Genomic DNA, 24,998 nt, shown 5'->3' with positions numbered 1-24,998 from the left:
CACATCGGCAGTGAGGGCGCTGGCCGGGTTCGTAGTCGCCTAAGCACTGAGCCTCATTGACCTCATCCCCGATTCATCCCCGACCTAGCGCTTCGGACCGATGGCACAGAATGGGCGCAAATGACCTTGTGGTGCACGAGGCCGGGCAGCCAGCAGCAGATTGCTGCGGATTCGCATAACCCTAGACAGTGGTAGGCGCGATTTCAGACGTCTTGTCAATCTCAACCCGGTTACGCCCCGCCTCCTTGGCGCGGTATAGGGCTTCGTCAGCGCGTTTAAGCGCTTCGGCCGTCGGCTCCGCGGGCGGTGATACGGCGACGCCAAAGCTCGCCGTCACGCTGATTCGCTGGCCCGCGACTGTGATATTGCCCGCCTCTATGCGGTCGCATAGTTTTTCGGCAAGGCGTCCTGCTTCGCGGATGCGCGTACCTTCGGAAGCGATCAAGAATTCCTCGCCGCCCCAGCGGCCGAAGACGTCGCTGGCACGGAGGTTGGAGGCAACGATGGCGGCGACTCGACGCAGCACCTCGTCACCGCAATCATGGCCATGACGGTCATTGATGTGCTTGAAGTGGTCGATATCCAGCAGCACCAGTGTCATGCCCCGCGCTGCGTCTTCAAAATCGGTCAGTGACTGTTCCAGTCCACGCCGGTTCAGCACGCCGGTGAGTTCGTCGATCGTCGCCAAGCGGCGCAGTTTTTCCTGCTCGACGCGCAAGTGACGTGTCCGCGAAGTCAGCGCGTCGATTTCGCGCTGCTGACGGATGTGGCTGCGTCGTAGCTGGGCCCAACCATTGAGCACCATCAACATGGCGCCAATCATCCACGCACCTAGCACACCCAGGTAGGCCTGCTCGCGGCTGACCCAGTGGCCCCTGAGCGTGAGGCGCTTCAGTTGCAACTCGTGCTCCTCACCTGCCTGGATGGAAGGCAGGTCAACCGACACCGCGGTCGCGTTCTCCAACCCCGGCCGGTTGAGCTCGTGCGGCAAGTTGTATTGCCCGATCCACCACTCCGGCACGGTCAGCTCGCTCATCTCTAGAACGATGGGACCCTCGACGTCACGTGGACGAAGGTTGATTGAATGGAAGCGCGAGCTGTTGTTGTCCTCGATCTTGGAGAAGCGGGAATCGAAGTTACGCAGGGCTACCCTCACTGAAGGCGATGGGCCTTTGTACGTCACGTCCAGTTCCATCGTGTCGAAGCGGCTGAGGTCTCGGCCGCGCGACGCGTCAGCGCCGGTCAGTACGAAGGTAACGCCACAGCCCAGGTAGTTGCCGATGGCCGTGGTGTAGTGGCAGCTCAGGCGCGAAGTTTTTGGGTCTACCCATCGGACGGAGGCGTCTTTCTGGTTGCCGTCAGAAGTGTTTAAGTAAGGGCCGCTGGCAGTGCCAGGCGCGGTCAGCTCCAGGGTCCGGGCAGGCAAGAACTCGACGCTTACCACGGCGGCCAACGTCAGCGCGACGCCGATGATGAGGAGGTTCGGGTTGGTCAGTTCTCGCACTGGTCAGGGTCTTAAGTCGTTTAACCAGGCACTTTATGCAGGCGCAGCTCAGGCGTCTGCTGCATCCTTCACGGCAGGCCCCATTTCGCTTGGTTATAAGGTTGAAGAAGGGGTAAAGCGCGCAAGACGGGGGGCGACGGCGGCCGAAGTGCCCAACCCGCGATAGACCAGCTGATGGAACCAGCCTCCCGCTGCCACCGGATCAATTTTGGCATTGGGCACTTTGTTGACTCTCGGACGGCAAGTGCCAGCGACGAGCCAACGCAAGTTCAGGCTTGATCGTCAGACCTAGCAGCCGCCGCCGGAAAGTCTCCGACGGCATGGAGATAGATGACCGCACCGGCCGAAAGCGCCGCAGCCGCTGCGACCGTCCCTATTGAAGCAAACTTGAAGGCAGCGATCCAGGAGGCCACAAGGCAGGCGCCCGCGCTGAACACAACGCACGCCCATCCGACGTTTTGGGCGCCGGTGTACGTGGACCCGTTGGGGTACGCCTTCGGCGTGCGCCACCATCTTCCCATTTCAGTCAACATGCTCATAGCTACCAGTCCACGAGGTTCGCCGCGTAGATTTTGACCTGGGCCATTGATGCATTGACGGTCTATTTCGTGTCGGTGTTCGAAGCGCAGGATCAGCCAAAAGGCGGCGAGGTGCAACGGATGGCGGGAGGCAGCGAGGTAGAACTGGCAGGCTTGGCAGTCACCTTCCATTTCCTCGGCAACACCGACCACGATGCCTTCCAGGCCAGTGGGCAGTTAGGCATTAACAATCTCCTGGAGGTGCAGGGCTCGACGGGTGGCCTAGCCAGCAGCTAGTTTGCCGCTGAGCTTCAGCGCCAGCGCCGACGCCTACGCTTGCGAAATAGCGGCCATTCAGGCCATCACCCTGCAGCCAACTCCAATGACTGCTTGATGCCACACAGCGTGAGTAAGCCTGCCGGCCACCACCGGCATTGACCACTGCCGTGCTGTCTTCCTTCGTCGGCACGCTTCGGCTTTGGGCAAGAAGTTGTCGTCGTGCCTTTGCGCCTTAAAGCGCGAACCTTGCCGCAGCGCGGCAACGGCGCGGCAACGGCGGCCTGCAAAGCTGCCCCATGGCGTGCTCATCGATGCGCCGGGGAGTATTTTTATGTTGGCAAAGCACCTTGCACCCGCGCTCGCCTGCGTCGCGGCCCTGTCCACCTTGCCCGCCGCTGCCGGGCCCAGCCAGGGCGGCGTCAACCCGCCTGGTGGCTTCGTGTCGGCCTGCGCGACCGATCTCAGCTCTGGGCAGAGCTACCTTCCTGGCGGGGACCTGCTGTACGCCTTCAGTGCCTACCCCGCGCGCACCAGTTGCCAGGGCCAGTACTACAGCGGTACGGCCGGGTCCACGGCTGCTGCCAGCTACGCCACTAGCACGGTGCAGGCTCAGTCGTCAGCGGCCGTGACGATGGGAGGCATGCGATTTGGCGCGGCGACCTCAGCCCCCAACATTTCGCCGCACGCAGTGGCCGCTGGCGGCGCTGGCTGGTCTGACAGCCTGGTGGTGGACCTCGCGGACCACAGCGGGGAAGCGGCGATTTGGCGCTACACCATGCGTGTGGGCGGCTCGATGGCCAGCGGCGGTTTTTCCTTCTCCGCTGTGATGCTGAGCGCCTTCAAGAACGAGGAAGAGCTGTTCGGCAATGTCACCGGCTTCCACACGGGCGCCTCCGATGCCATCGGCACCGACCGCCAGCGGGTGGGTTGGGCCGCGACCTACGGCACCAGCCGCGTGGTGGACGATGTCGTCACGTTCGCCGTGCCCGTCACGCTGGGGCAGTCCTTCGTCTGGGGCGTCTATGCCAGCGCTTACGCCACCGTGGGCAAGACCACGGCGGGCGGGAACGGCGCCACGCAGCTCGATTTCAGCGACGGTCTGCAGTACGGCGGCTCGGACGGCCTTTATCTGGGCGGTCTGGCGATGGACGGCTACACGCTGCAGTCGGACAGCGGCATCGATTGGATGCAGGCCCCAGCGGTGCCCGAGCCCGGCACCTGCGCGCTGTGGTCGGCCGGGTTGCTGGGCGTGCTGATGATGCGGCTGCGTCGGCGCAGCGAGCGGCAGGATCCAACCTAAGGCAACGCTGAATATGTCCCTCGCGCGCAGCGCATCCCTGCTTTTGGGCGGTCTGAAACAACGGCAACCAGCCTGTTGCTGTAGCTGGCTCAATTTCGGCTCTGAAGGCACTGACCTGCCCCCTGAGACGCGGACTGGCGGCCCGCTGGCAGCTTGGTGCCCGAAGCGGGTACTGGCCTGGGTCGATCAGTTCACGCAATCGGCCACGAGCGGTCGTAGGACATCTCAACTTTGCGAGCTCCCATGACGCCATTCAGCTGGCCAAGGGTAGGTCGAAATGAATCCGGCGCCCCGGCCGGACGCGCTCGAGCGCGGAGCCGTTGGCATCGAGCGGCGCTGAAAAATTGCCGGCCTGCTCTCACAGCACAGCAACAAACGCGTAGACAGCCTTCTGCTCCTCTTCGTCGAGTTCGAAGAATCGCTTCCGTACGATTTCCCCTTCTCCGCCGTGTTCCAGCACCGCGTCACGCAGACTGGCGGCGCGGCCATCGTGCAAATACCGGTCCCGCAGTCGTGTGCCGATCAGCGGTGTCGTCCGCCATTCAGCGCCGCCCGCCTGACCCTGTGCGATCTTGTCGTCGAGCGCCGAGCCCATGTCGTGGAGCAGCAGGTCCGAGTAAAGCGGCACATCGCCGTTGTTTCCACGCAGACTGGGGACGTGGCATTTGGCGCAGCCGACCGCGTTGAACAACCGGGCGCCCTTGCCGGATGGCGCGCTCTCCACAGAAGCGGGCGTCCCGACAGCGCTGGCGCCCTGGTTCAAACGCGTCAGCGTGTAGGCGATGCCGGCCGATGCCACCAGCGCAAACAAGCCGGCACCGATCAGCCGCAGGCCGCCGCCGCCGAGCATGGGCTTTAGCGGGGTGGTAAGGCCCAGCGCGATCATCACCATCAGGAACAGGAACTGGTCGCCCTGCAGGATGGCGGCACGCACCTGGGGATGGACGGTCACCGCCGAGTTGAACATCAAGACGGCGAGGAAGACCAAGACGAACCAGGGCACCGGCAGCTGACGCCGCGCGGCGCCCACGGCTTGCCGCCGCTGCAGGAGGCCGAGCACCAGCAGCAGCGGGATGAGCATCACCACCTTGCTGAGCTTCACCAACGTCGCGGTGTTCAGTGCCCCCTCCGAGATTGCGAACGAGGCACCGTAGACCTGCGCCTGTTCGAAGATGCTCGCGCCGACGGTGATGCCGAAGCCGCGCTCGTCGAGGCCGGGCATGTGACCGGCGAGATATGCGATGGGGTACAGCAGCAAGGCGACGGTGCCCGCCAGCGTGACGAGGGCGATCGCCACGCCGGCATGCCGTTCCCGGGCCTTGTCCATCGACGCTACCGACAAGATGGCGGCCGCGCCGCACACCGACGAGCCGACCGCCACCAGCAGCGCCAGTTGCGGATCCAGGCGGAAGACATGCACCGCCACCCATCGGACGAGCACGAGCACCACCACCAGTTCGGCCGCGGCAATCAGAATCGGCGCCAGGCCCAGATCGCTCAACAGGTCAACGGTGATGCGGAATCCCAGTAGCACGATGCCGGTGCGAAGTAGGAAGCGCTTGGTGAAGTCGAGCCCGGGCCGCAGTGAGGCGGGGCAGGCAAACACGTTGCCGAGCATGAGGCCCAGCAGCATGGAGACGAGCACCGGGTTGCGTGCGATCGGGTCGCCCAGGCCGCCGGCGATCCAGCCCGCCGCGAGAGCGAGTGCGGCGGCCACGGCGAGGCCGGGGGATCGCTCGCGCAGCTTCAGGCCGACGCCGGGCCAACGAAGTGCCCCCGTCATCGCAGCGCTTCGACGGGACGCTTCCCGGTCGACGTTTGAGGCGACGGGCCCGGCGGCGCCGCGGCGAGCTCGCGCAGGTAGGCCGAGAGCGCCCTCACCATGGCACCGTCGTCCGTTGCCGTGGGCGCCGGGTGCACGGCCAGGACGCTGTTGACGCCCATCTCGTTGGCAAGCGCCTCCGCCACGACCTCATGCAGGTGAGCGGTATCGGCCTTCCAGCCGTAGCGGCCGACCCTCTGCGTGCCGTCTGCGCCAGTCACGTAATGCACGCGACCCTTGATGCCGTCGCCCTTGCTGACGGCTTGCGCCTCGATGACCGCATCTGGAATTTCGTCGAGCCGGCCTGCCGTTGCCAGCGCCAAGGGCATGCGAAGGGAGACGACATTGGCGGCGCGTGGGAGCGGTTCGGACAGCACTGCGGACGCGGTCATCGAGTGCCGCGGCGCCATCGCAGGGGCACGGTCGTCGCTGGCAAGCACCCTGCCACTCACCGGGTCCATGCGAGCAATGCGGCGTGCAAAGTGTTCCTCGCGTGAGCTCGCGCCGCCCGCACCCGGGTGGCAGGCCACGCAGGACGCGGCATTGAACCGCTGGCCTAGCCCCGTCTCGGGCGTGAGCACCGCAGAAAAAATGCGCGCGCCTTCCGCCGCTGTTTCCGATGGCTTTGGCCGTGCCGCAATGGCCTCTGCGTGCGAGGTGAACGCGCCAGCGGCGTCGAATCCGCTCGCCTCGATCAGCACGCTTTCTGATGCGCCGCCCGCAGCCTCGCGTTCGGCGATCAGCCAGAAGCGCTGCGCATCGGCGGACACCGCGATGGCACCAAGCCTGCCGGCACCTACCTCGCGGCCGTCCGGCCAGGCAATCACGGCGCGTGCCACGACCCTGCCGTCCTGCCCCATGCGCAGCACCGAGCCGTCACCGCGATTGACGACATACAGATCGGACCCTCCGGCGAGCGTGGTGTGGCTTGCGAAGCGCGGGTTCGCGACCTCGGGCACGCAGGCCGCCAGGTCGACTGGCTGCTTGAGCCATGGCGACTGCAGGTAGCGGGTGCGTTGCAGCTTGAACTGGCGCGTGTCGTCGGCCAATTGCAGCACGGCGATGCGGTCACGCTGAGCGTCGGTGACGAACAGCGCCCGCTCGGGAATCCACTGGAAGGCGATGCCGATGACGCCAGGGTCCTCGTTGCCCACGCCTACCGTGCCCGGCGGCGCCAGGCCATCCACGCCGTCCTGCACGTGCACCTGTACTACCGCGCCGTTGCCAGTGACCACCGCGAACACGGCGAAGCCGCTGCCGTCCGGCGACGAGCCGAGGAAGGCGGTCCCCAAAGCGCCCTTATCGATCGCGCCAGGCGTGAGTTGGCCGCTGTCCTGCCGGTTCAGCAGCGAAGCGAGCCAGCCCGATCGGACGGCCTTGGGCCGGCTGGTGCGAGGGTTTTGCGCGCCCACGAACACGCCACCCGCGCTGTCGCTCGGCGCGTTCGCCAATGGCGCCCCGTCGGGATCGAGAACGCTTTCGCTGCCGTCGCCGAGCAGCCCGAAAGGGGCGTTTGCCACCCATGGCCGTCCGAAGCCGTTGTTGATGGACAGGTACCGCGGCCCCGAGACGCCGGCAAAGCCGGCGGTGCGCGCGCCGGCGTTGCGCAGCCGGTTGAGCTGGGCCGGCGATTGCACGCTGTACAACTGAACGGCACCCCCCTCGGCCGGCTTGTGCGCCGTCAGCACGGCAGGTACGACGAGCGCGTGCCCAGCGGTCGCGGCCGTCGTGTCGATGGACAGGATCGCACCCGGCGCATGGGCCGCGTTGCCCGGTGCCGCACCGAAGTTCTGCTCCACAGCGACCAGCACGCGTTGCGGATCGAGGGCGCGACCCGCCTGGGTTTGCAGCAGGAACTCCGGGTTCGACACGAAGGGACCGCCCTTGTGGAAGCGACCGACCTGACGCACGCCGAACGCGCGGCGCATGCCGGTCGCGATCACGCGCGAGCGCACCGGCCAGCTCGGCAGCGCGCGGCCGGCGCTTGTCGCGGCCGGTGAGGTGGCTGCGGCCGCGGCTTGCGCGGGTGGTGTCGTGGCGGCCAGCACCGTGAGCGCGAGGGCCAGGCAACCCAGCGCCGTCCGTGATTCACTTCGCATGAAGATCCCGTTTCAGTGACTTCTATGAGGTGAACGAATTTGGGACGCCAGGTTGGACATGGCGCGTGAACGATGCGGTGTGCTTGCGGGCGGTCGCCCTCGATGTGAAGCCTTAGCGCAAAGCCTAAGACGCAAGTCCGCCAGCCGGAAGCCGCAAGGCTGCAGAGGCGGGGCCGCGAAATCGCAGAACCGGGGAACGTCGGCAAGTCCTTCTCACCCCGTGTGGACGCCGCGGCAGCGATCGCTGACACACGGAGAGAGGTGTCACGCGGTCACGTGTCTCGGCGTCACTGCCGTGCGCCGATGCCGGCCCCGCGCCCTTCAGTGGGCCGCGCGGCGTTGCGCCTCGGCCAGTGCGAGACGCAACTTGGCGGTCGCCCGGCTTCGCGCCGGGTCATATTGAGCCTCGTGCAGGGCGAGCGCCTGTTCGAGAGCCGGCAGCGCCTCGGCAATCCGGCCTTCACGCAGCAGCGCTTCGCCGCGTACGGCGGTCAGCCGCGCCTGGGCATCACGCTCAAAGCGACGCTCTGGCAGCCGCTCGAGTTCGGCCAACGCTTCCGAGGCGACCGTGCGCGCGTCGGCATGACGGCCGCATGCGAGGAGCAGTTGCCCTTCCTCGGCCTGACGGCGCAGGTGCATCTGTGCGCTGTTGCTTTCACCGACCTTCAGAGGATGGTCCCGAAAATCCTGCAGTGCCTCCTCGGGCCGGCCGGAGGCTGCCAAGAAGCGACGGCGCACGACGCGGACCTCCTCGACAAGGCGGTCGCTCGCAATGGCCGTGGCCGCGACGGCGCGTTCGACGTCGGCGCTCGCTTCGTCCAGCCGACCCAGCGTTGTGAGGGCATCCACACGAGCCGCCAGCAGCGGCCCCATGCGGTCGGGCGTGGCCTGCCGCAGCAAGGCCCGCGCTTCCTCGATCGCGGCCAGCCCTTGCTCGGCATCCCCATACGCGGTCAGCGCCCAGCCATAGTTGACCATCACCACTGACGGCAGATCACCAAAGTCCTGGCTGCGCCCCGCCTCGCGAGCCCATGCGGCTTCAGAGCGGGCGGAAGCAAGCGCCTCGCGCAGCAGCCGGTTCGAGAATTGAAAGTGCGCAATCTTGAAGCGAGCCAGGTGCAGGCTTTTCGGATCGCCGCTGCGTTCTGCCAGCGTGAGCGCGCGGACGAGCGTGGCGCCAGCGGCTTCGATCTGGCCCAGTTGTGCCTGGACTTGGCCAAGCAGGGACAGCACACCCGGCAACCAACCCACCGCGCCTTGCCGATCGATCCAAATCTCGGCTTCGGCCAGGGCACGTTGCGCCTCCGCCAGGTGCCCGGACATGCGGGCGCTTTCGCCGAGGTTGTAGAGCGCATTGACGCCATCCGTTCCTGGCGCCGAAGCGCCCTGCGCACGGGCGATGGCCGCCGCGTGGCGCGCGCGCGCCAACGCCTGGCGCGGATCGGCGCCGAGGTAGACGAAGGCCAACGCCGTATCGATCTTCATGCGGATGGTGTCGTCATCGTTGCGGCGACGACGGGCCGCCTCATCTGCCTGCCGCAAGACCTCGACCGATTCGTCTCGCCGGCCCATGTCTTCGAGTGACAAGCCGATTTCGACGGCCACGCTCAGGGCCTGGTCGCTTTGCGCGCCGTGCAGCTGCGTGGCCAGCGCCAGGCTGCGGCGTTCCAGCGCCAGGCTGCGCTCGTTCAACGCCATGCCAAGGTACATGTCCGCCAGCAGGTTGTAGAGCCTTAGCCGAGCCTCGGGTGCGGAAGCCAGCTCCCGGTCGATGCGCTCGGCGCCGCGGTCCAGCAACTCGCGTGCCGTGGTGGCACGCGCCGCGACCGGATCGGCTTGATTGGTGGTGTTGGCGTTGAAGACCGACTCGATGAATCCCTGAACCGCTTTGGCCGTCGCGGCCTCTGCCTGCGCCCGTTGCTCCGACAGCCGGGCCTCGCGCGCCTGCCACAGCGCGACCGAGGCGCCGGCAACGAGCGCGACGGTGACGACCGTGCCCGCTGCGACCTGCAAGCGATATCGGTGCACAAACTTGGAGGCACGGTAGCGCCAGCTGTCGGGCCGCGCCTCGACCGGCTCGTTCTGCACATGGCGCTGCAGGTCCTTGGCGAAGGCGTCCATCGTCAGATAGCGGTCACCCGGGGCCTTCTTGAGCGCCTTGTTGAGGATCGAATCGAGATCGCCACGCAGCTGGCGTGCCACGTTTGGGTCCGAGGCGCTGCTGCTCGCCAGCGGCGGCTCGACGCTGGCAATCGCCTCCTCCAGCCCCGCCGCACTGTCCCGCTTCAGTCGGTAGGGCCGCGCGCCCGACAGCAGCTCATAGGCGACAACGCCCATGCTGTAGATATCGCTGGCTGTGCCCAGCGGCTCGCCACGGAATTGCTCCGGGCTTGCGTAGTCCAGCGTCAGCGCACGGCCGCCGAATTCGGTCAGCGCAGTTTCTCGGGTGCGGTCGCCCTCCAGCAGCTTGGCGATGCCGAAGTCCAGCAGCTTCACTTGCCCATCCTGGGTGACGAGGATGTTGCCTGGCTTCAAGTCGCGGTGCACGACCAGCCGAGCGTGAGCGTGCGAGACCGCGGCCATCACCTGACTCAGGAGTGCGATGCGATCGGGCACGCCGGCCAGATGGTCGCGGCAATAAACGTCGATGGTCTGGCCTTGCACGTACTCCATTGCCAGGAAGGGACGCCCTTGGCCATCCGCGCCCGCGTCGTAGAGCTGGGCAATGTGCTGATGTTCCAGCGTCGCGAGGATGTCGCGTTCGCGGCTGAGGCGCTCGGCGAAGGCATCGCCCCAGACGACACGCGGCAGCTTCAGCGCCACGCGTCGCTTCATCAAGCCGTCCGAGCGCTCGGCCAGCCACACGGTGCCCATGCCGCCGCGCCCTGCCTCCGAGATCAGCCGGTAGGCGCCCACCTGGCTGCCCGGGCCCAGGCTGTCTCCCGGCTCCGCTGCCGGACCGATATCCAGCCTGGGCAACTGGCCGAGAAAGTCGTCGGTCTCGATGTCGTGCCGCTGCTTGAGCAGCGAGCGCAGCAGATCGCGGTGCGCGGCTTGTTCGCCCGAGAGGTCGTCCAGCCAGGTTGTCTGCTCGGACGCCGGCAGGCTGAGCGCTTCGTCGAGCAGCGCGTTGATGGCCGGCCAATCGGCAGCAAACGCGGCGAGGGGCGTCATCGCGTCACTCACGTGTTGCGCCAAATCTCAGTTGCGCAATGCATGGGCCAGCAGCAGCCGGGCCTTGTCCCAGTCGCGGCGCACGGTGCGTGACGACAAGCCCAGCGTCTCGGCGATCTCGTCGTCGTCCAGGCCGCCGAAATAGCGCATCTCGACGACTCTCCCCAGCCGTTCGTCGATGCGGCTGAGTTCTTCCAACGCGGCGTGGACATCCAGGATCTCGTCGGATGCGGCGGGCAGGGAACCGATGAGTTCGGAATCGAGTGTGACCTGCTCGGCGTCGCCACCGCGGCGGTCCGTCTTCGCCACGCGTGCGGCGTCCACGATGATCGAGCGCATCACCGTGGCCGCGTAGGCCAGGAAGTGCGAGCGATCTGCCGGTGTCAGGCTCTGCCCCTTGAGGAACTTCAGGTAGCACTCGTTGACCAGCGCGGTCGTTTCCATCAGGCCGTCGCGGGAGCCGCGCGCCAGGCGCCGACGGGCGACCCGACGGAGCTCCGGATAGAGCAGCTCGAAGATTCGGTTGAAGGCCTCGCGGTCGCCTGCACGAGCCGCACCAATCAGCTGCGTTACTTCCCCCATGCCGTCGACCCGCCCGATAGATGCTTTCGAGCCGCGATCGTAACGAGACCACAGAGCGGGCTGGGCTGCCAGGTCCCCCTAAGTCGGTCGAGGGTCGCTTCATCTGATCAACCGCGCCGTCGCTTCGCGCGAGTCATCGACCAGGGCGCGGCGCGCAGGCGGTTCGCGAAGACGCAACGTCGACAGCAGGCAGGCAACGCCGCACGCGAGTGATAGCGCAGCGACCACGCCGAGGCGGGGGGCGAGCAACGCGAAGACGGCGCCGAACGCCGCCTTGCCGAACAGTCCACCGACGTAGCCGCGCAAGAACTGTGCAGCAGCACGGTGCCCGTGAACAGCGTGCTCGGCCATGGCGACCGGCCCGGTGACCAGCGGCAGTGACGACAAAAGCCCGGTTGCAAAACCCCCAATCGAAGGGCCGACGCACGCCGCGAGAGCCGTGACTCCGCCGGATACCACCGCGACGAGGATCATGAGGCGAAGTGGAGCTCTTTTTGACACGACGTCGGCATGCGACCTTGGCATCGCAGCGACGGCGACTGCACAGCTTGCAAGCGCCAATGCAAGTGCGCAGGTCAGGTCCGCACTGACAGCCTCAGCCTGCGGCGCCATGGCTAGCGCGCCGCACAGCCCGCACAGCAGTGCGATGACGCCGCCGCAGTAGCGTGCGGCGCGGGCGTAGGCCAGTGCAAATATAGCCAGCATGCCGCAGGCGGCGACGCTGCCGACCGCGGCACTGATGGCAAATGCCATCCCCTCGTCGTCCGCCAGCCAGGCCAGCGTCGGCGCAGTGATGGTCGGCAGTGCGGCAACCACGCCCGCGAACCTGCGCCCACCGTAGTGGGCAGTCAGTATCACCAGCAATACCGTGCCTGCGGTCAGCAGCGCCTTGAAAAGCGTATCCATCGTGCCCTCTCAGTGACGTCGCGAGATATCGCGCGGTCTTGTCGAGGTGTACGAGATGGGCTGTCTCGGATGGACACGCGATCAAAGCGAGTCAGCCCAACATCTGCAAGGCCGGGAACCGAGCCGAAGCTGAATAGCCGACTCGACCAGCAAATCCGGCAGCCTGCGACGAAATTTGGGCCCGATGTCCATCGGCGGCCTGGGGCTTCGTTCAGTGAATTAGCAGGTGTTGCCAGGAGCAGCACTCCTTGCCTTTTTCACAGTGGAGATTTCATGTTCGTTCGTGCACGTTTCGCGGCACGCCTCGGTCGCGGCGGTCTCGGCGTTGCGGTGCTTCTCTGCCTCGCAACGAGGGTCGCCTCCGCTCAGCACGCGCAGTCAACCGAATTGCTGTGCAGTATGCGCACAGGCGCGGCCACCGCGACGTTGCGCGTGGCGGCCGGCACCGATCCCTTGGCCGCGTCAGGCGCGGAGTTGGGCGAAGGTTTCGAAGTCAGGGCTGTGGCTCTGGCCGACGCTACGGCGCCAGGCAAGGTGGCGCGCGTCATCGTGACGGTGCTCGACCTGGAAGACGGCGGGCGCAAAGTCGTGCTATCGCAGAGCCGGTGGACGGCAGGTGAGCAAGAGGTGCTTGCTGATGACGTCGTGTGGCGGCCGTCGCTGTCCGGCTGGCAGCGGGTCTACTCGCCAGCGCTCGACCGCGAGCTGGCCTGGGGCCGCGCATTGGTGCACACGGGAGTGGCTCCGCAGGGGTGGACATGGGTCGCGAAACAGTGACGCAGCGTGTGAGGCGTAGCCGGTTTGTCGCTCCAAGCGGGCAGCGATATTCGGACGGTGCAGGACTTGCTCGGCCACGGCGACGTAGCGACGACCATGATTTATACCCATCATCTCAAGGTTGGCGGCGGGGCAGTGCGAAGTCCGCTGGACACACTGCCAGTTACCGGGGCGCTCTGAAGCGGACATTGATGAGCTTCCGCTTCGGGCACTTTGCCGCCACCGTCAGATGTGCCCATAGCACACCTCGGTCGAACTGCGGCTCCAGGCTGGCTGCCGCCGCTCGCACTCGGCATGCCTCAGGCAGATATTTGCCCAGAGGGGAAACTTGCCTAAATCTCAGCAACCGCTGGTAGCTGCCGTTCGCGCAATGGCTCTGGCCCTCCCGGACCCGCACGAGGTCCAAGAGGCCGAGTCTTTAGCGTCTGCAGCGGGTTCGGCCACGCTGTCTTCGGGCGCGGCCGAAAAATCAGTTCTTCATTCGGTTGGCGATCTGACCCAAAGTCACCACCAACGCGGCACCACCGAGCACCTTAACTACCTCTGGATGCTGGGCGTAGTAGCTGCCGATTCGGTCCAGGATTGAAGGGTCCTGCTTCTCCGCTGCCGCCGCGACTTCCTGCACCTGTTTCGGGTTCAGGTACGGCGGTTCGCCCTGCTGGTTACCTTGTGCGCTGGATTGCTGCCAGCGGGCGAGCAGGCCACCTGCAACTGACGCCAACACGCCAGGACCAAGCGATCCCGCAAGCTGCTGGAGCAAGCCACTGCGCTGCTGGGAATTCGAGCCCGTGAAAAGACTGGACACCATCTGACCGAAGTCAGGCGTTTGATTGGACCGGAAGGCGTCGGCCAGACCGCCGGCTAAGGCGTCCCTTGGCACCTGCCGTGCCACGTCGTCGAAGTCCTGATGCGTGTCCGTCGGCCGGGCTAGATAGGACTGAAGGATATCCATCACACTCATGGCGGGTCTCCTTTGATTGGTCAGTTAGCGGATGCTGCCGCGACGGAAGAAGTTCACCAATCCGAGCAGGACCACCGCGCCGAGCAGCGAAACCGCAAGACCCGCGATGCTGAAGTCATTGCTGTTGATCGTGCCGGTGCCGAGCATGGGCGCGATGAGCCAGCCGCCGATGAACGCCCCGATGATGCCAACCACGATGTTCAAGAACATACCCTGCTGGTCATTGGTGCGCATGATGATGCTTGCCACCCAGCCGATGAGGCCGCCGATGACAAGCCAGAGGATGAAGGTCATGAAAGCTCCTAGAGGTTGAAGCATGCGACTCTAGGAGCCGCACCACCCTCGGGCTGTAGGAGGACAACACTTTGACCTCGCATCACCTAGATCAAGACGGAACCGGCAGCGCCGCTGCCGCGCACGGTCGGTTTTCATACGCGTCCCGTGGTCCGCTTCGGGCACAGTCCGACCGCCGTCAGCGAGTCGGCGGCGGCTAGGTGCCCATAGCGGAAGCTCGTGATCGACGACGAAAGCCTGCGCCGCAGCGGGTGTCGTTATTGGCGGCCGGGCACCCGGTCAGGGTGAGTGCCATGAAGCCGTCATCGGCTCACCTGACAACTCAGCGGCTCCAGTGACGGTATCGGGGGGCGCTGCGGTCATCCAGCTTGACAGGCGGCCGATTGCCCCGTCATACCATCGCCCTTGCAGCGTCATCGCGTCGACCTGAATTTGATCGTGCCAGAGGCGACGCTGCCGGAGCGGCCGTCAAGACGTCGCGGCCGCCTCGAACACTGCGCCGATCTTGTACGGTTTCTGAAGGACGACGTCTGCACCGATGTCTATGAGTTCGGCCCTTGACACGCCGCATGCGGGCGTCGAAAGCGCGACGATCCGAATCTTCGTCGGGCAAGGCGACTGGCCACTGCGAATCAGGCGGACCCAAGGCGCGAATGCCGGGTCCTCCACGCATCCCAGAATGAGGGCGTCGAATGTTGCCAACTTGAGTTTCGACTGGGCCGACTCTATGCTGAAAGCCTCCGTCACCTGGGCCAGGCCTAGGTCGGCAGCCACGGCGCAGAGCGTGCGCCGCAGCACGAATTGCGGCTCGACCAGTAGCACGCTGAGCGGTGGGCGCTGGTCCTTCCTCATGTGTCCGCCTCGCCCGCGAGTGCCTCATTGACCAGTTGGCTCAGCGCCCTCATGACCGCAAGCTCGACCTGGCCAAGCTCACGTGGCTTCGTGTCGATCACACACAACGTTCCGACGCGTTCTCCCGACGGCGCACACACGGGCGCGCCGGCGTAGAAGCGGATGTACGGGGGGCCAGTGACCAAAGGGTTGTCGGCGAACCGTTCGTCTTGAGCCGCATCGCCGACGATGAACAGTTCGGGTTGCGCGATGGCGTGACCGCAAAACGAGATGTCACGGCCAGTCTCTTCTGCGCTGAGTCCGAAGCGGGACTTGAACCACTGACGATGCTTGTCGATGAGGCTCACCAACGCGATGGGCGTGTCCAGCTCTTCTGCAGCGAAACGCACGATGCGGTCGAATCGCTCTTCCGGCGGCGTATCGAGCACGACAAGATCCTGGAGGGCCAGTAGGCGCGAAGCCTCGCCGGGCGGGATGGGAGCTGGCAGCATGGTGTGTGAGTTCGTTGAGGCGCTGGTGGATGAGGCAGCCTGAAAGCGTGTTGGGTCAGCTGAGAAGATGACCCATGTCTTGAAGATCGATGACCACCACGCTGGAGTGCTGGCCGGTCGTGGGCAAGGTGATCATGTTGAACTCGCCCGCCGAGCCCATTCGCATGCTGTCAGTTTTCACCGACCGAGGCGGCAGCCACGACTCGAGCCGGCTGATCGCGATGCCAGTGAAGTCGTCGTCCCCGATTTGCACGATGACCGCGAGCTTGGACGTGACGCGCGCCTGCGAATCCATGGAAGGCATCGCCGAGACCCGCACCGGTCGGTTGCGCCAGCTGATCATTGCGCTTAATCCTGAACCCAAAGTCTTTGCGGCGGCACTGTCTAGGGGCACGATGCCAACGATGCCGCTGATCGGCGACGCATACCGCCGATCCGTTTCGTAAACGATGTGGGCAACGCTTACGCTGCCATCCAGGGCGACAGACGGCCGAGCGTCGGCGGCTGCGCGGATTGCCCGGCCGCCAATCGCCGATTCAGGTGCTGCTTCGAAGAACCGGTTCATGTCCAGCACTCGCACGTCGCCAAGACCTTCAACGCAGGCGAGACCTTGCAGCATTGGGTGCTCAGGGGCTGGCTTGATGTCTGCTGTCGACAGGTCAACAAGGCACTTCGCGGCAGTGACGAAAACGCCGAGCATTTGCCCGTCATGCGCGAGTACCGCCATCCAGTTGGCGCTCAGGCTAGGGCCCCCCAGCAGGGCGCCCATGTCCACCATCGCCATCTTGCGACCCTGGTAGGTCGTCACCCCGCAATGTCGAGTGCCCATCTTCAGCACCGACTCCGGCGTCGGGCAGGCCATCACCTCGGCGACCATCCTGACAGGAAACGCGAGCAGCGTCTCCTGTTCTGAGGCGCCCACGGCGAATACGGCATACCGGTCTAGTCCTGCAGGGCCGCGTTTGACAGTCGCCTGCCGCACTGCCTGCGGCAGGCCATCGCGCTCGCACCAAAGTTTGGCCAGACGCATCAGACGGCCCACCTCCAACAGCGGCAAGGGCGGCGAGCCCGTCTCACCTGAGGGAAGCGCGCAATCAAAAAGCTCCTCCGGATCTTCCTCGCCGTGGATGCGCTGAACGCGCTGCCGCGCCACCGAAGCGACGCCTAGCAACGCGTCGACCGCCACGCCAACGCGGCCGTCTGCGCCACGCAGGATCAGGATGCGTGCGTCTTCGGGGCTGGCCTGGGCTGAGGGGCCCAGTTCAACCCATTGGTCAAGTGCAACGACGGGCATGACGACGCCGTCAAGCTCGATGACCCCAGCCAACGCGCCCGCGCGCCGCGGCACGTGGCTGAGGCCACCCGTCGGCACGGAGATGGCCCGCTCTATGTCTGCCGTGGCGATGGCAAGCGATGAAGCTCCCACCCTCGCCCGCGCGTAAGACAGGGGGCCTGATTCAACTGTCATGCAGCGACTGCGCGGCTGCCGGCGCGTTCAAGTTCATTGAGCAGAGTGGCAACGCCAAGGGTGGATGACTCCTGGTCTGTCATCGCTGCCTGGATTTCGTCGATGGAGCGGTTGGTCTTGTCCACCGATTGCTGGATGCGCACGAAGGCCTGCTCCACATCCTCCGAAAGGCGGCTGCCATCGATCACGCTGCTCACCGTCTTGTTGATCAGTTTGGCAATCTCGCGCGTGGCGACGGAGGATTTCTCCGCGAGCTTTCGCACTTCGTCGGCCACGACTGAGAAGCCGACACCATGTTCGCCGGCTCGTGCCGCCTCGATGGCCGCATTGAAGGCCAGCAGATGCGTCTGGCCCGAAATTTCGCCAATGGTGTCGACGATTTCATGGATGTTGGACGACGCCCTTTCGATCTCCACGATGGCTTCTCGGGAGCGAGCAAGGAGCCTGTTGCCTTCATCTGCCTCGCGCTGGGTCTGTCCAGCCAAATTGCTGGTGCGCTCAGTACCGCGTGCGACCTGCTTGATCGAACCCGTCATCTGTTCCAGAACCTGCGTGATCTCCTGAACCTTTTTTGTGACCCCTTGTTCACGGGCCACTTGTGCGCCGATGTCCATGGCGAACTTGACGACCTTGTAGGGCTTGCCGTCGATGTCGAGGATGGGGTTGTAGGTCGCTTGAATCCAGCAGTCCGCCCCATGTTTGCCGACGCGCTTGAACCGGCCGGATTGAAACTTTGCTTCGCCAAGGTTGGCCCAGAAATCCCGGTAGGACTGCGACTTCACCATCTCCTCGTCACAGAACATGCTGTGGTGACGACCCTGAATTTCGGTCAGACCGTAGCCCATCGTGCGCAGGAAGTTGGCGTTGGCCGTCAGGATGTTGCCCTGCATATCGAACTCGATGACTGCCTGCGAAACAGCGATGGCGTCGAGCTTTCCCTTGGTCTCAGCAACAGCGAGCATCTCGTGCGTGATGTCGGTGGCGAACTTGATGACCTTGTAGGGCTTGCCCGAGGCGTCGAGCACGGGGTTGTAGGAGGCCTGAATCCAGATGTCCTTGCCGGTGCTGGCCACGCGACGAAAGCGGCCGGTCTCGAATTCACCCCGGCCGAGCCGGTCCCATAGCGCCATGTACTCCGGTGAGCGCGCGAAGGCGGTGTCGCAGAACATGCGGTGGTGCTGGCCAACGATTTGCTCCAGCCGGTAGCCGAACGTGTCCAGAAAATTCTGATTGGCGGTGAGCACCTGGCCGCGCGTATCAAACTCGATGACCGCCTGAACGCGATGAATCGCCGCCAGGATTCCTGCGACATCGGCCTGCTGAGTGCATGCCGACGTGATATCCGTGGCCAGCTTGACCACGCCCACCGGCTCACCGCTTTGATCGAGCACCGGGTTGTAGGTGGCTTGCAGCCAGATCGCCTCGCCGTTCTTCCTGATGCGCTTGTAAACGCCCTCGTTGATGCCGCCGGCACGCAGCGCTTTCCAAAGTTGTGCGTAGGCATCGCTCTGTGCGAATTCGGGCTCACAGAACATCGAGTGGTGCCGTCCGACCACTTCGCTCAGCTTGTAGCCCATGCTAGTCAGAAAGAGCGCGTTCGCGCGCACGAGATTGCCTTGAAGGTCGAACTCGACGATGCACTGAGCGCGATCGAGTGCCGATAGCAGGCCTACAGTTCGGGCCTGATCAGCCAACACCGGAGGCTGGGGGTTGTACGTGGACATGGAGACAAAACCGGGTTGCTTACGACAGCTGGATTCTCGACACGCATCGGTCCGGGCATGCGGGGGCAGCAGCAACGCGCCGTGACAGGTTCACGCATCTGCCTGCGCACGGTTTTGGCGGGCCTTTGCCGGGCATTAGCAGGCGGCCGGCAACGCGCCAGGCGGGTCCGTTAGCTGTGGGTATGGTGCTCTGAGTCGCATGCGCGGACGCGGACGCACAGCACGATCTCATTTGATCACGCGGGGTGGTGCGATCCTGAGTCCGGTCGCCGATGGCACTTTCAGTCGCTTCTTATCACTGCTCATACGGCGCGGGGCTGACCGAAGTCAATCACGAACATCCGAAGTGCTGCGGCGCGACCGACGTCTTTGGCTCACTGTGCGAAGCTCTGCATGGCGACCCATGCACAGGGGTCGAGAGCGCCGCTCGAACACATCGAACAGCAGACTTCCGGCGCGCGACGATGACCACAGCCGGTACCAGCCAAGCTGGAAAACCGCTTCACCCTCGACACCAGTCGTTCAAGCCGTCATACGGCCAGGTCGGCCGGCGACCGCTTCAGGCCGAGCAACGTCGACTCGACGATGACCGCCGATGACGGCAGCCGCTGCGGATTTGATTTCCACCGTGGTCGCCACTTCGGCTTTGGGCACCAAGCTGCCTACGGCCTGCGGGACCGCGCCTCGGGGGCAGGTCAGTGCCCGGAGCCGAAATTCGCTGTACTACGGCGATAGGCTGCTTCCCGACGTTCGCAGCAGACCGTCCCGGCGGCCGCTTACCGACCGAACCGGAAGTAGCACGACACCGCACGGGTTCCATAGGTTGCGATGAACGTGATGATGAGCACTATCGAGCGCGGCATGTATCGCCGCGCGCCAGTCAGACCGGGGCTATGCAGCGCGCAGTGGCTCAATTTTTGATACTGAGTGTGAATATCGTGGATTCCGCACTCCTGGGGTTTCCATGCATGCAGCCTCCTGTTCAACCGATGGGCCATGAAGTTCATCACGGGCTGGATCGCCTCGAAGGGTGTTTACCGTGTATTTCGAAAGTGCATAAGGTTTTGGAGTGCCGCACCCCCGCCAATGGAGCGATTGAACCAAAGGTGAGACGGGCCGATAAACCTGCATTCCACGATCCATGAGCGCGGTTGTGGACCATCCCAGGAGCCTGCATGTCCCTCGCAACCGAGACCGCCGTGGCGGTCCGCCCATCCGCATCGCTGGTCGCGACCACTGGGACGGCGGCGCGGCCGGCCAGTGCGCGTGAATACCTCACGTTCCGCGTCGGCGCCGAGGAATACGCCATCGACATCCTGCGCGTGCAGGAGATCAGAGGGCATGGCCAGGTGACGCGCATCGCCCACGCGCCGGACGTCGTCAAGGGTGTCATCAACCTGCGCGGCGTCATCGTGCCGGTGGTGGACCTGCGGCTGTGTCTGCAGGCCGCGTCGTCGTTCAAAGACGAGGACACCGTCACCATCGTGCTGGACCTCGGCGCCCGCGTCATCGGCACCGTGGTCGACGCCGTCTCCGACGTGCTGTCGCTGTCTGACGCTGACATCCGCCCCGCCCCCGAGTTCGGCCACAGCGCCACGTCGGCCGCCCTGCTGGGCATCGCCTGCGTGAATGAAGGCAGCGACGCCCGCCGCATGCTCGTCGTGCTGGACATCGAGCGCCTGCTCACCGACGCCGACATCGGCCTCTGAACCGAACATCAGGAAGTCATATGAACAACCTCAAACTTTCCTCCCGCCTGGCGCTCGGCTTTGGCCTCGTGCTGACACTGCTGGCCATCGTCGCGGCAGTCGGCATTTCCCGCATGTCGCAGCTGAACAGCCAGCTCGACGACATCGTCAACATCAACAACAAGGAGTCTCGCCTCGCAATTGCCATGCGCGTGGCGATCAACCAGGTCGCCACCTCGACGCGGAACGTCGTGCTGCTGACGGAGGAAGCAGACATGAAGGCCGAGATGGAGCGCCTGCAGAAGTCTCGTGCCGACTACGACGCTGCTGAGCAGCAGCTCGGCAAAATGTTCGACACCATTGCTGAGACCTCGACGGACGAGAAGGCATTGTTCGCCCGCATCAAGGAGTTCAAGGCAACGGCGCGACCGGCCATCAACAAGGTCGTCGAATTGGGCCTCGCCAACCAGATGGCCGACGCCACTTCCATTCTGATGAAAGAGGCGCAGCCTGCGCAGAACGCGTGGCTACAGGCTTTGGGCCAATTGGCCAAGATGGAAGACGAGCTCAGTGAGAAGGCCGCGGCCGAGGCCCAGGCGGACTACTTGATCGGCCGGAACACCATGCTCGGCTCCAGCTTGGTCGCGCTGCTGGTTGGCATTGCTGCGGCTATCGTGCTGACGCGCAGCATCGTCAAGCAGTTGGGCGGCGAGCCGACCTATGCAACCGACGTCGTCAGCCGCATCGCCGGCGGCGACTTGTCGGTGCCGGTGGACGTGAAGACTGGCGACACCACCAGCTTGCTGGCCGCCATGCAGCGCATGCAGGTGGCACTGGTCGACATGGTGGAGAACATCCGCAGCGGCTCTGACAGCATCGCCATCGGCTCCGGCCAGATCGCCACCGGCAACGCCGACTTGTCGCAGCGCACCGAAGAGCAGGCAAGCAATCTCCAGCAGACGGCTGCGTCGATGGAGGAGCTGACCAGCACCGTGCGCAACAACGCCGACGTGGCTCGGCAGGCCACCTCGCTGGCCAGCTCGGCCAGCAGCGTGGCGGCCAAGGGCGGCGAAGTGGTAGGCAAGGTGGTCCACACCATGGAAGAGATCAGCGCCTCCAGCAAGCGCATCTCGGACATCATTGGCGTCATCGACGGCATCGCCTTCCAGACCAACATCCTGGCGCTGAACGCCGCTGTCGAGGCGGCGCGGGCCGGTGAACAAGGCCGCGGCTTCGCGGTCGTGGCCGGCGAGGTGCGCCTGCTTGCCCAGCGCAGCGCTGAAGCCGCCAAGGAGATCAAGTCCCTGATCGGCACAAGTGTCGAGAAGGTGGAGAACGGCACCGGCCTGGTCGCCGAGGCCGGCCGCACGATGGACGACATCGTGGCCCAGGTGCGCCGCGTCAACGACCTGATCGCCGAGATCAGTGCCGCCACCGTCGAGCAGACCAGCGGCATCGGCCAGATCAACGATGCTGTGACGCAACTCGACCAGGTGACGCAGCAGAACGCCGCGCTGGTGGAGGAAAGCGCCGCCGCGGCCGACAGCCTGCGCACGCAGGCCGACATGCTGGTCAAGGCCGTGTCGACCTTCAGGACGGACGGCGGCGGTGCCCGCCCGCAGGCGGCGGCTGCACCGCGGCCTGCGCTGGCCCGCAAGGCGCCCGTGGCAGCGCGGCCGTCGGTCGCCCGGGCGGCCAAGGCGCCGGCCCTGGCCTCGGCTGGCAACGACGGCTGGGAAGAACTCTGACAACTGCGTGACCGCCCCGAGCTTGCCTCCGGCTGCCTGCGTGCGAAAGGCCGTCACTGCCCACTCCCGCAGCGGTGCGGGGAGCACGCCATCTCGCTTCTCCCACACGTCGCCACCAGCCCCGCGCGGGCATGACATGGCTTGGCAAACGCACCGCGCGCTGCACGATCCGCCGAATGTGGCGGGGCTGACGTTCCTGCTTTGAAGCCGTCTGCGTGGCTTGGCCAGCTGCGAAAGACGGCCGCACTTTTTTCCGCAGTCATGCCTTCTTCCGATTCGTCCGATTCGCCCGACGTGCCTCGCGCGCCACCCTCGCTGGCGCGCCAAGTTCAGCTTGTCGCGCTGGCAGTGGCCTGCTTCGCTGCCTACGTGCTCTGGACGTGGTGGTCAGGCTCCCATAGCAGCAAGGCCCACGACCCGAACAACCCCTGGGTGGGCAGCGGCGCGGCGGTGGGCCTGATGCTTGCGGCAGCGAGCATCGCCTGGGAGGCAGCCGGCCGCTTCAAGCAATCCGCAGTCTTGGCTGCATGCGTGCTCACGCTCGCCGGCGCCAGCCTGCTCGAGATGCGATGGACGCAGATGCGGCCGTCAGTAGCACTGAGCTTTGCGCTGCTGTCACTCGGCCTGCTGTCGCTGCGCTTCCGAAAAGTTCGGGCGAGCCAACTCCCAACCGCATTTGGCATGGCGTCGCTGCTGATTGCCGTCAGCGTTGCTGCCTATTTCGTGATCTGGCGGCTCGGGAGCAAAGAGGCGCTGTACTTGCTGCTGGCATCGCCGTTGACCGCCGCGCTTCAGAGCGTGTTGTCCGCCGCATTCCTGGCGCTGACGTTGCGCAAGCGGGGGATACGGGCGCTCGGACGCTACCCGGCCTTGATTCGAGCTGCCTCGACGGTTGGCCTCATCCTTATTGCGGGTTGGACGTTCGTGGTCGTCAGCACCAGCGACCATGCGCGGCGCGAGGCCGAGTCCAAGGTGATCAATGGGGTGCAGGTGCTGACCGAACACGCACACCGCACGATGGACCCAGTCAACCTGCTGCTGCAGTCGGTGGTGGAGCGTGTCCGAAAGGGTGGCCTGGAACCGTTTGCGTCTTCACACGATGAGTGGCTTCACACAAAGGCGGCCGCAAAGACGTTGAAGCAGCTCAGTGCCATCCTCGTGATCGACGCCCAGGGGGCGGTGGTGATGTACACACAGCAGTTTCCAGCTGCGGTCAAAGGCAGTTTTCATCAGCGCGACTACTTCCTGGCGCATCGGCGCGGCGATGAGAGCTTTCTGGGCCAGCTGATCAAGTCCGGCTCGGGCAAGCGGGTGTTCACGCTGAGTCGCCGCTTGACCGACGAGAAGGGCAAGTTCGTCGGAGTGGCGCTGGCTTCCATGGAGCTCGAGTACTTCGAACACTTCTACCGGTCCATCGACCAGGGCGAGGGCGCGTCAATCGCGCTGATCCGAAACGACGGCAAGCCGCTCGTCCGCGTCCCGCAGGTGGCCGACCTGGAAAAGATGGACCTGTCGGCAGAGGCTCTCTTCACGCGCCACCTGCAGGAGCGCCGTCACGGCACGTTCGTGAACATCTCGCCGTTCGACGGGCGACAGCGCCTCGGGGCCTTTCGGGCATCGACGGAGATGCCGTTGGTTGTTGTTGCAACGGTCAGCAGTGATCCGATCGCAGCCGGTGTCGAGCGAGAGTTCGTGGCGTCTGCGTTGATGTTGGCCATGGCGCTGATCCTCCTCTCAGCGGCCTTGGGTAACCAAGTGCGGTCCAGCGAGCGCGAGCGCCGTGTGAAGGGGGTCATGGCGAAGAGCCAGGCATTCACCCGCGCTGTGTTGGACAGCATGTCGGCATCTGTGGCCATCGTGGACGCGAATGGCAAGATCATCGATGTGAACGCCCAGTGGACGCGCTTCGCTCAGAACAATGGCTCTCCGCGGACCAACTACCTCGGCACGAACTATCTCAACGTCTGTGAGGCATCGGTCGCCGCTTGCGACGCCGCCGACGACGCGAACCGTGGAATCCGCGCCGTCATCTGCGGAGAGTCGCCGGCGTTCCAAATGACCTATCCCTGCCACTCGCCGCATGAGCAGCGCTGGTTCCGGATGCTCGTGACTTCGCTCAGCGGTGGCGAGAGTGCCGTGATCAGTCACGAGGACGTCACGGAGTTGAAGCTGGCCGAGCTGAAGCTGGAGCAACTCGCGAGAGTCGACGTGCTCACAGGGCTGCCCAACCGACGTGATTTCGAAGAACGGATCGAAGAGTCGATGGCGCGCAGCCGCCGCAGCAAACGTCCGATGGGGCTGGTCTTTCTTGACATCGACCACTTCAAGACCGTCAACGACACCCTGGGACACCAGGTTGGAGACGAAGTACTCAAAGAGTTTGCTCGCCGCCTGTGTGGCGCCATCCGCATAACGGACAAGGCATTCCGTCTGGCCGGCGACGAGTTCGTGGTCATTCTCGATGGCTTGAACACGCAGGACGATGGCGTTGTGGTGGCCGACAAGATCGTCCGCGCGATGCACCTGCCGATGATCGTTGACGGCCAGGCCGTCGCCGTCACAACCAGTCTGGGGCTGGTGAACTACTCGGGGCGCGACGCCAGTCCTGCTGAGCTGCTGGAGCGGGCTGACCGCGCGCTATATCGGGCGAAGGCGGCCGGCCGGGACACATTCGCTGAGACCACGATGTAGCGTCCTTGATCCGACCCAAACTCCATGGTGCAGTCACATGGAATTTGTTGGTGGCCGGAACCAAAAATGCACAAGCGTCTGCCTTAGGTTGCTTGGCACCACGTTGTCGGCCTCGCGGTG

Annotated in this window: 19 protein-coding genes and 1 pseudogene; 7 read left to right on the top strand and 13 right to left on the bottom strand. The window is 65.0% G+C overall.

The features are described 5' to 3' along the window. Positions 1 to 181 precede the first annotated feature (181 nt). Positions 182 to 1,504 (bottom strand): GGDEF domain-containing protein, encoded by a 1,323-nt coding sequence (locus tag AC0IZJ_RS24795; RefSeq protein WP_471854347.1) that lies wholly within the window; start codon positions 1,502 to 1,504, stop codon positions 182 to 184. Between the two features lie 269 nt (positions 1,505 to 1,773). Next, positions 1,774 to 2,043: a hypothetical protein gene (locus tag AC0IZJ_RS24790; RefSeq protein WP_471854345.1), complete on the bottom strand. Its 270-nt coding sequence runs from the start codon at positions 2,041 to 2,043 to the stop codon at positions 1,774 to 1,776. Between the two features lie 33 nt (positions 2,044 to 2,076). Between AC0IZJ_RS24790 and AC0IZJ_RS24785 the strand changes: the two genes are divergently transcribed. Both AC0IZJ_RS24785 and AC0IZJ_RS24780 read left to right on the top strand, forming a co-directional pair. Beyond that, positions 2,077 to 2,319, top strand: a complete 243-nt coding sequence (locus AC0IZJ_RS24785) for a hypothetical protein (RefSeq protein ID WP_471854343.1) — start codon at positions 2,077 to 2,079, stop codon at positions 2,317 to 2,319. Between the two features lie 313 nt (positions 2,320 to 2,632). Continuing rightward, the gene (locus tag AC0IZJ_RS24780) at positions 2,633 to 3,601 is read left to right on the top strand and encodes a hypothetical protein (protein ID WP_471854342.1); all 969 of its coding nucleotides are present in this window, start codon (positions 2,633 to 2,635) and stop codon (positions 3,599 to 3,601) included. A 358-nt stretch (positions 3,602 to 3,959) separates the two neighbouring features. On the opposite strand, the gene AC0IZJ_RS24775 is transcribed toward AC0IZJ_RS24780, so the two are convergent. The 5 genes from AC0IZJ_RS24775 to AC0IZJ_RS24755 form a co-directional block, all read right to left on the bottom strand. Then, on the bottom strand, positions 3,960 to 5,384 hold the full coding sequence (locus tag AC0IZJ_RS24775) for a YeiH family protein (protein ID WP_471854340.1): 1,425 nt from the start codon (positions 5,382 to 5,384) through the stop codon (positions 3,960 to 3,962). Beyond that, positions 5,381 to 7,522 (bottom strand): hypothetical protein, encoded by a 2,142-nt coding sequence (locus AC0IZJ_RS24770; protein ID WP_471854338.1) that lies wholly within the window; start codon positions 7,520 to 7,522, stop codon positions 5,381 to 5,383. Before AC0IZJ_RS24770 ends, AC0IZJ_RS24775 begins: the two co-directional genes overlap by 4 nt. Before the next feature lie 321 nt (positions 7,523 to 7,843). Then, entirely contained in the window at positions 7,844 to 10,696 is a 2,853-nt protein-coding gene (locus AC0IZJ_RS24765; RefSeq protein WP_471854337.1) for a serine/threonine-protein kinase, read from the bottom strand. A gap of 27 nt (positions 10,697 to 10,723) precedes the next feature. After that, positions 10,724 to 11,278 (bottom strand): ECF-type sigma factor, encoded by a 555-nt coding sequence (locus AC0IZJ_RS24760; RefSeq protein WP_471854335.1) that lies wholly within the window; start codon positions 11,276 to 11,278, stop codon positions 10,724 to 10,726. A 99-nt stretch (positions 11,279 to 11,377) separates the two neighbouring features. Then, complete coding sequence (locus AC0IZJ_RS24755) at positions 11,378 to 12,184, bottom strand: hypothetical protein (RefSeq protein ID WP_471854333.1); 807 nt, start codon at positions 12,182 to 12,184, stop codon at positions 11,378 to 11,380. 273 nt (positions 12,185 to 12,457) lie between these two features. Here AC0IZJ_RS24755 and AC0IZJ_RS24750 point away from each other — a divergent pair, with 273 nt between their 5' ends. Continuing rightward, positions 12,458 to 12,961, top strand: a complete 504-nt coding sequence (locus AC0IZJ_RS24750) for a hypothetical protein (protein ID WP_471854331.1) — start codon at positions 12,458 to 12,460, stop codon at positions 12,959 to 12,961. A 30-nt stretch (positions 12,962 to 12,991) separates the two neighbouring features. Next, positions 12,992 to 13,141: pseudogene (locus AC0IZJ_RS24745) on the top strand (tyrosine-type recombinase/integrase); the annotation flags it as partial. Between the two features lie 289 nt (positions 13,142 to 13,430). Here AC0IZJ_RS24745 and AC0IZJ_RS24740 read toward each other — a convergent pair. The 6 genes from AC0IZJ_RS24740 to AC0IZJ_RS24715 all read right to left on the bottom strand — a co-directional run bounded on the left by AC0IZJ_RS24740 (position 13,431) and on the right by AC0IZJ_RS24715 (position 18,751). Further along, positions 13,431 to 13,922: a hypothetical protein gene (locus AC0IZJ_RS24740; protein ID WP_471854329.1), complete on the bottom strand. Its 492-nt coding sequence runs from the start codon at positions 13,920 to 13,922 to the stop codon at positions 13,431 to 13,433. A 24-nt stretch (positions 13,923 to 13,946) separates the two neighbouring features. Next, positions 13,947 to 14,216, bottom strand: a complete 270-nt coding sequence (locus tag AC0IZJ_RS24735) for a GlsB/YeaQ/YmgE family stress response membrane protein (protein ID WP_471854326.1) — start codon at positions 14,214 to 14,216, stop codon at positions 13,947 to 13,949. 468 nt (positions 14,217 to 14,684) lie between these two features. Further along, positions 14,685 to 15,068, bottom strand: coding sequence for a hypothetical protein (locus tag AC0IZJ_RS24730; RefSeq protein WP_471854324.1), 384 nt, complete (start codon positions 15,066 to 15,068; stop codon positions 14,685 to 14,687). Further along, positions 15,065 to 15,559, bottom strand: coding sequence for a GAF domain-containing protein (locus AC0IZJ_RS24725; RefSeq protein ID WP_471854322.1), 495 nt, complete (start codon positions 15,557 to 15,559; stop codon positions 15,065 to 15,067). The genes AC0IZJ_RS24730 and AC0IZJ_RS24725 overlap by 4 nt, the downstream gene beginning before the upstream one ends. A 55-nt stretch (positions 15,560 to 15,614) precedes the next feature. Beyond that, entirely contained in the window at positions 15,615 to 17,027 is a 1,413-nt protein-coding gene (locus tag AC0IZJ_RS24720) for a chemotaxis protein CheW (protein WP_471854320.1), read from the bottom strand. Further along, the gene (locus AC0IZJ_RS24715; RefSeq protein ID WP_471854319.1) at positions 17,024 to 18,751 is read right to left on the bottom strand and encodes a methyl-accepting chemotaxis protein; all 1,728 of its coding nucleotides are present in this window, start codon (positions 18,749 to 18,751) and stop codon (positions 17,024 to 17,026) included. The genes AC0IZJ_RS24720 and AC0IZJ_RS24715 overlap by 4 nt, the downstream gene beginning before the upstream one ends. A gap of 1,175 nt (positions 18,752 to 19,926) precedes the next feature. Between AC0IZJ_RS24715 and AC0IZJ_RS24710 the strand changes: the two genes are divergently transcribed. From AC0IZJ_RS24710 to AC0IZJ_RS24700, 3 genes are all read left to right on the top strand, one after another. Next, a complete protein-coding gene (locus AC0IZJ_RS24710) occupies positions 19,927 to 20,460 on the top strand; it encodes a chemotaxis protein CheW (protein ID WP_471854317.1) in 534 nt (177 codons plus the stop codon). 20 nt (positions 20,461 to 20,480) lie between these two features. Beyond that, complete coding sequence (locus AC0IZJ_RS24705) at positions 20,481 to 22,187, top strand: methyl-accepting chemotaxis protein (RefSeq protein ID WP_471854315.1); 1,707 nt, start codon at positions 20,481 to 20,483, stop codon at positions 22,185 to 22,187. 261 nt (positions 22,188 to 22,448) lie between these two features. Further along, the gene (locus AC0IZJ_RS24700; protein WP_471854313.1) at positions 22,449 to 24,878 is read left to right on the top strand and encodes a diguanylate cyclase domain-containing protein; all 2,430 of its coding nucleotides are present in this window, start codon (positions 22,449 to 22,451) and stop codon (positions 24,876 to 24,878) included. The last annotated feature ends 120 nt before the right edge of the window (positions 24,879 to 24,998 follow it).

It is taken from the genome of Roseateles sp. AC306 (genome assembly GCF_979253795.1).
The sequence above is the reverse complement of the archived record's forward strand: the minus strand, read 5'-3'. Positions and strand labels throughout refer to the sequence as shown.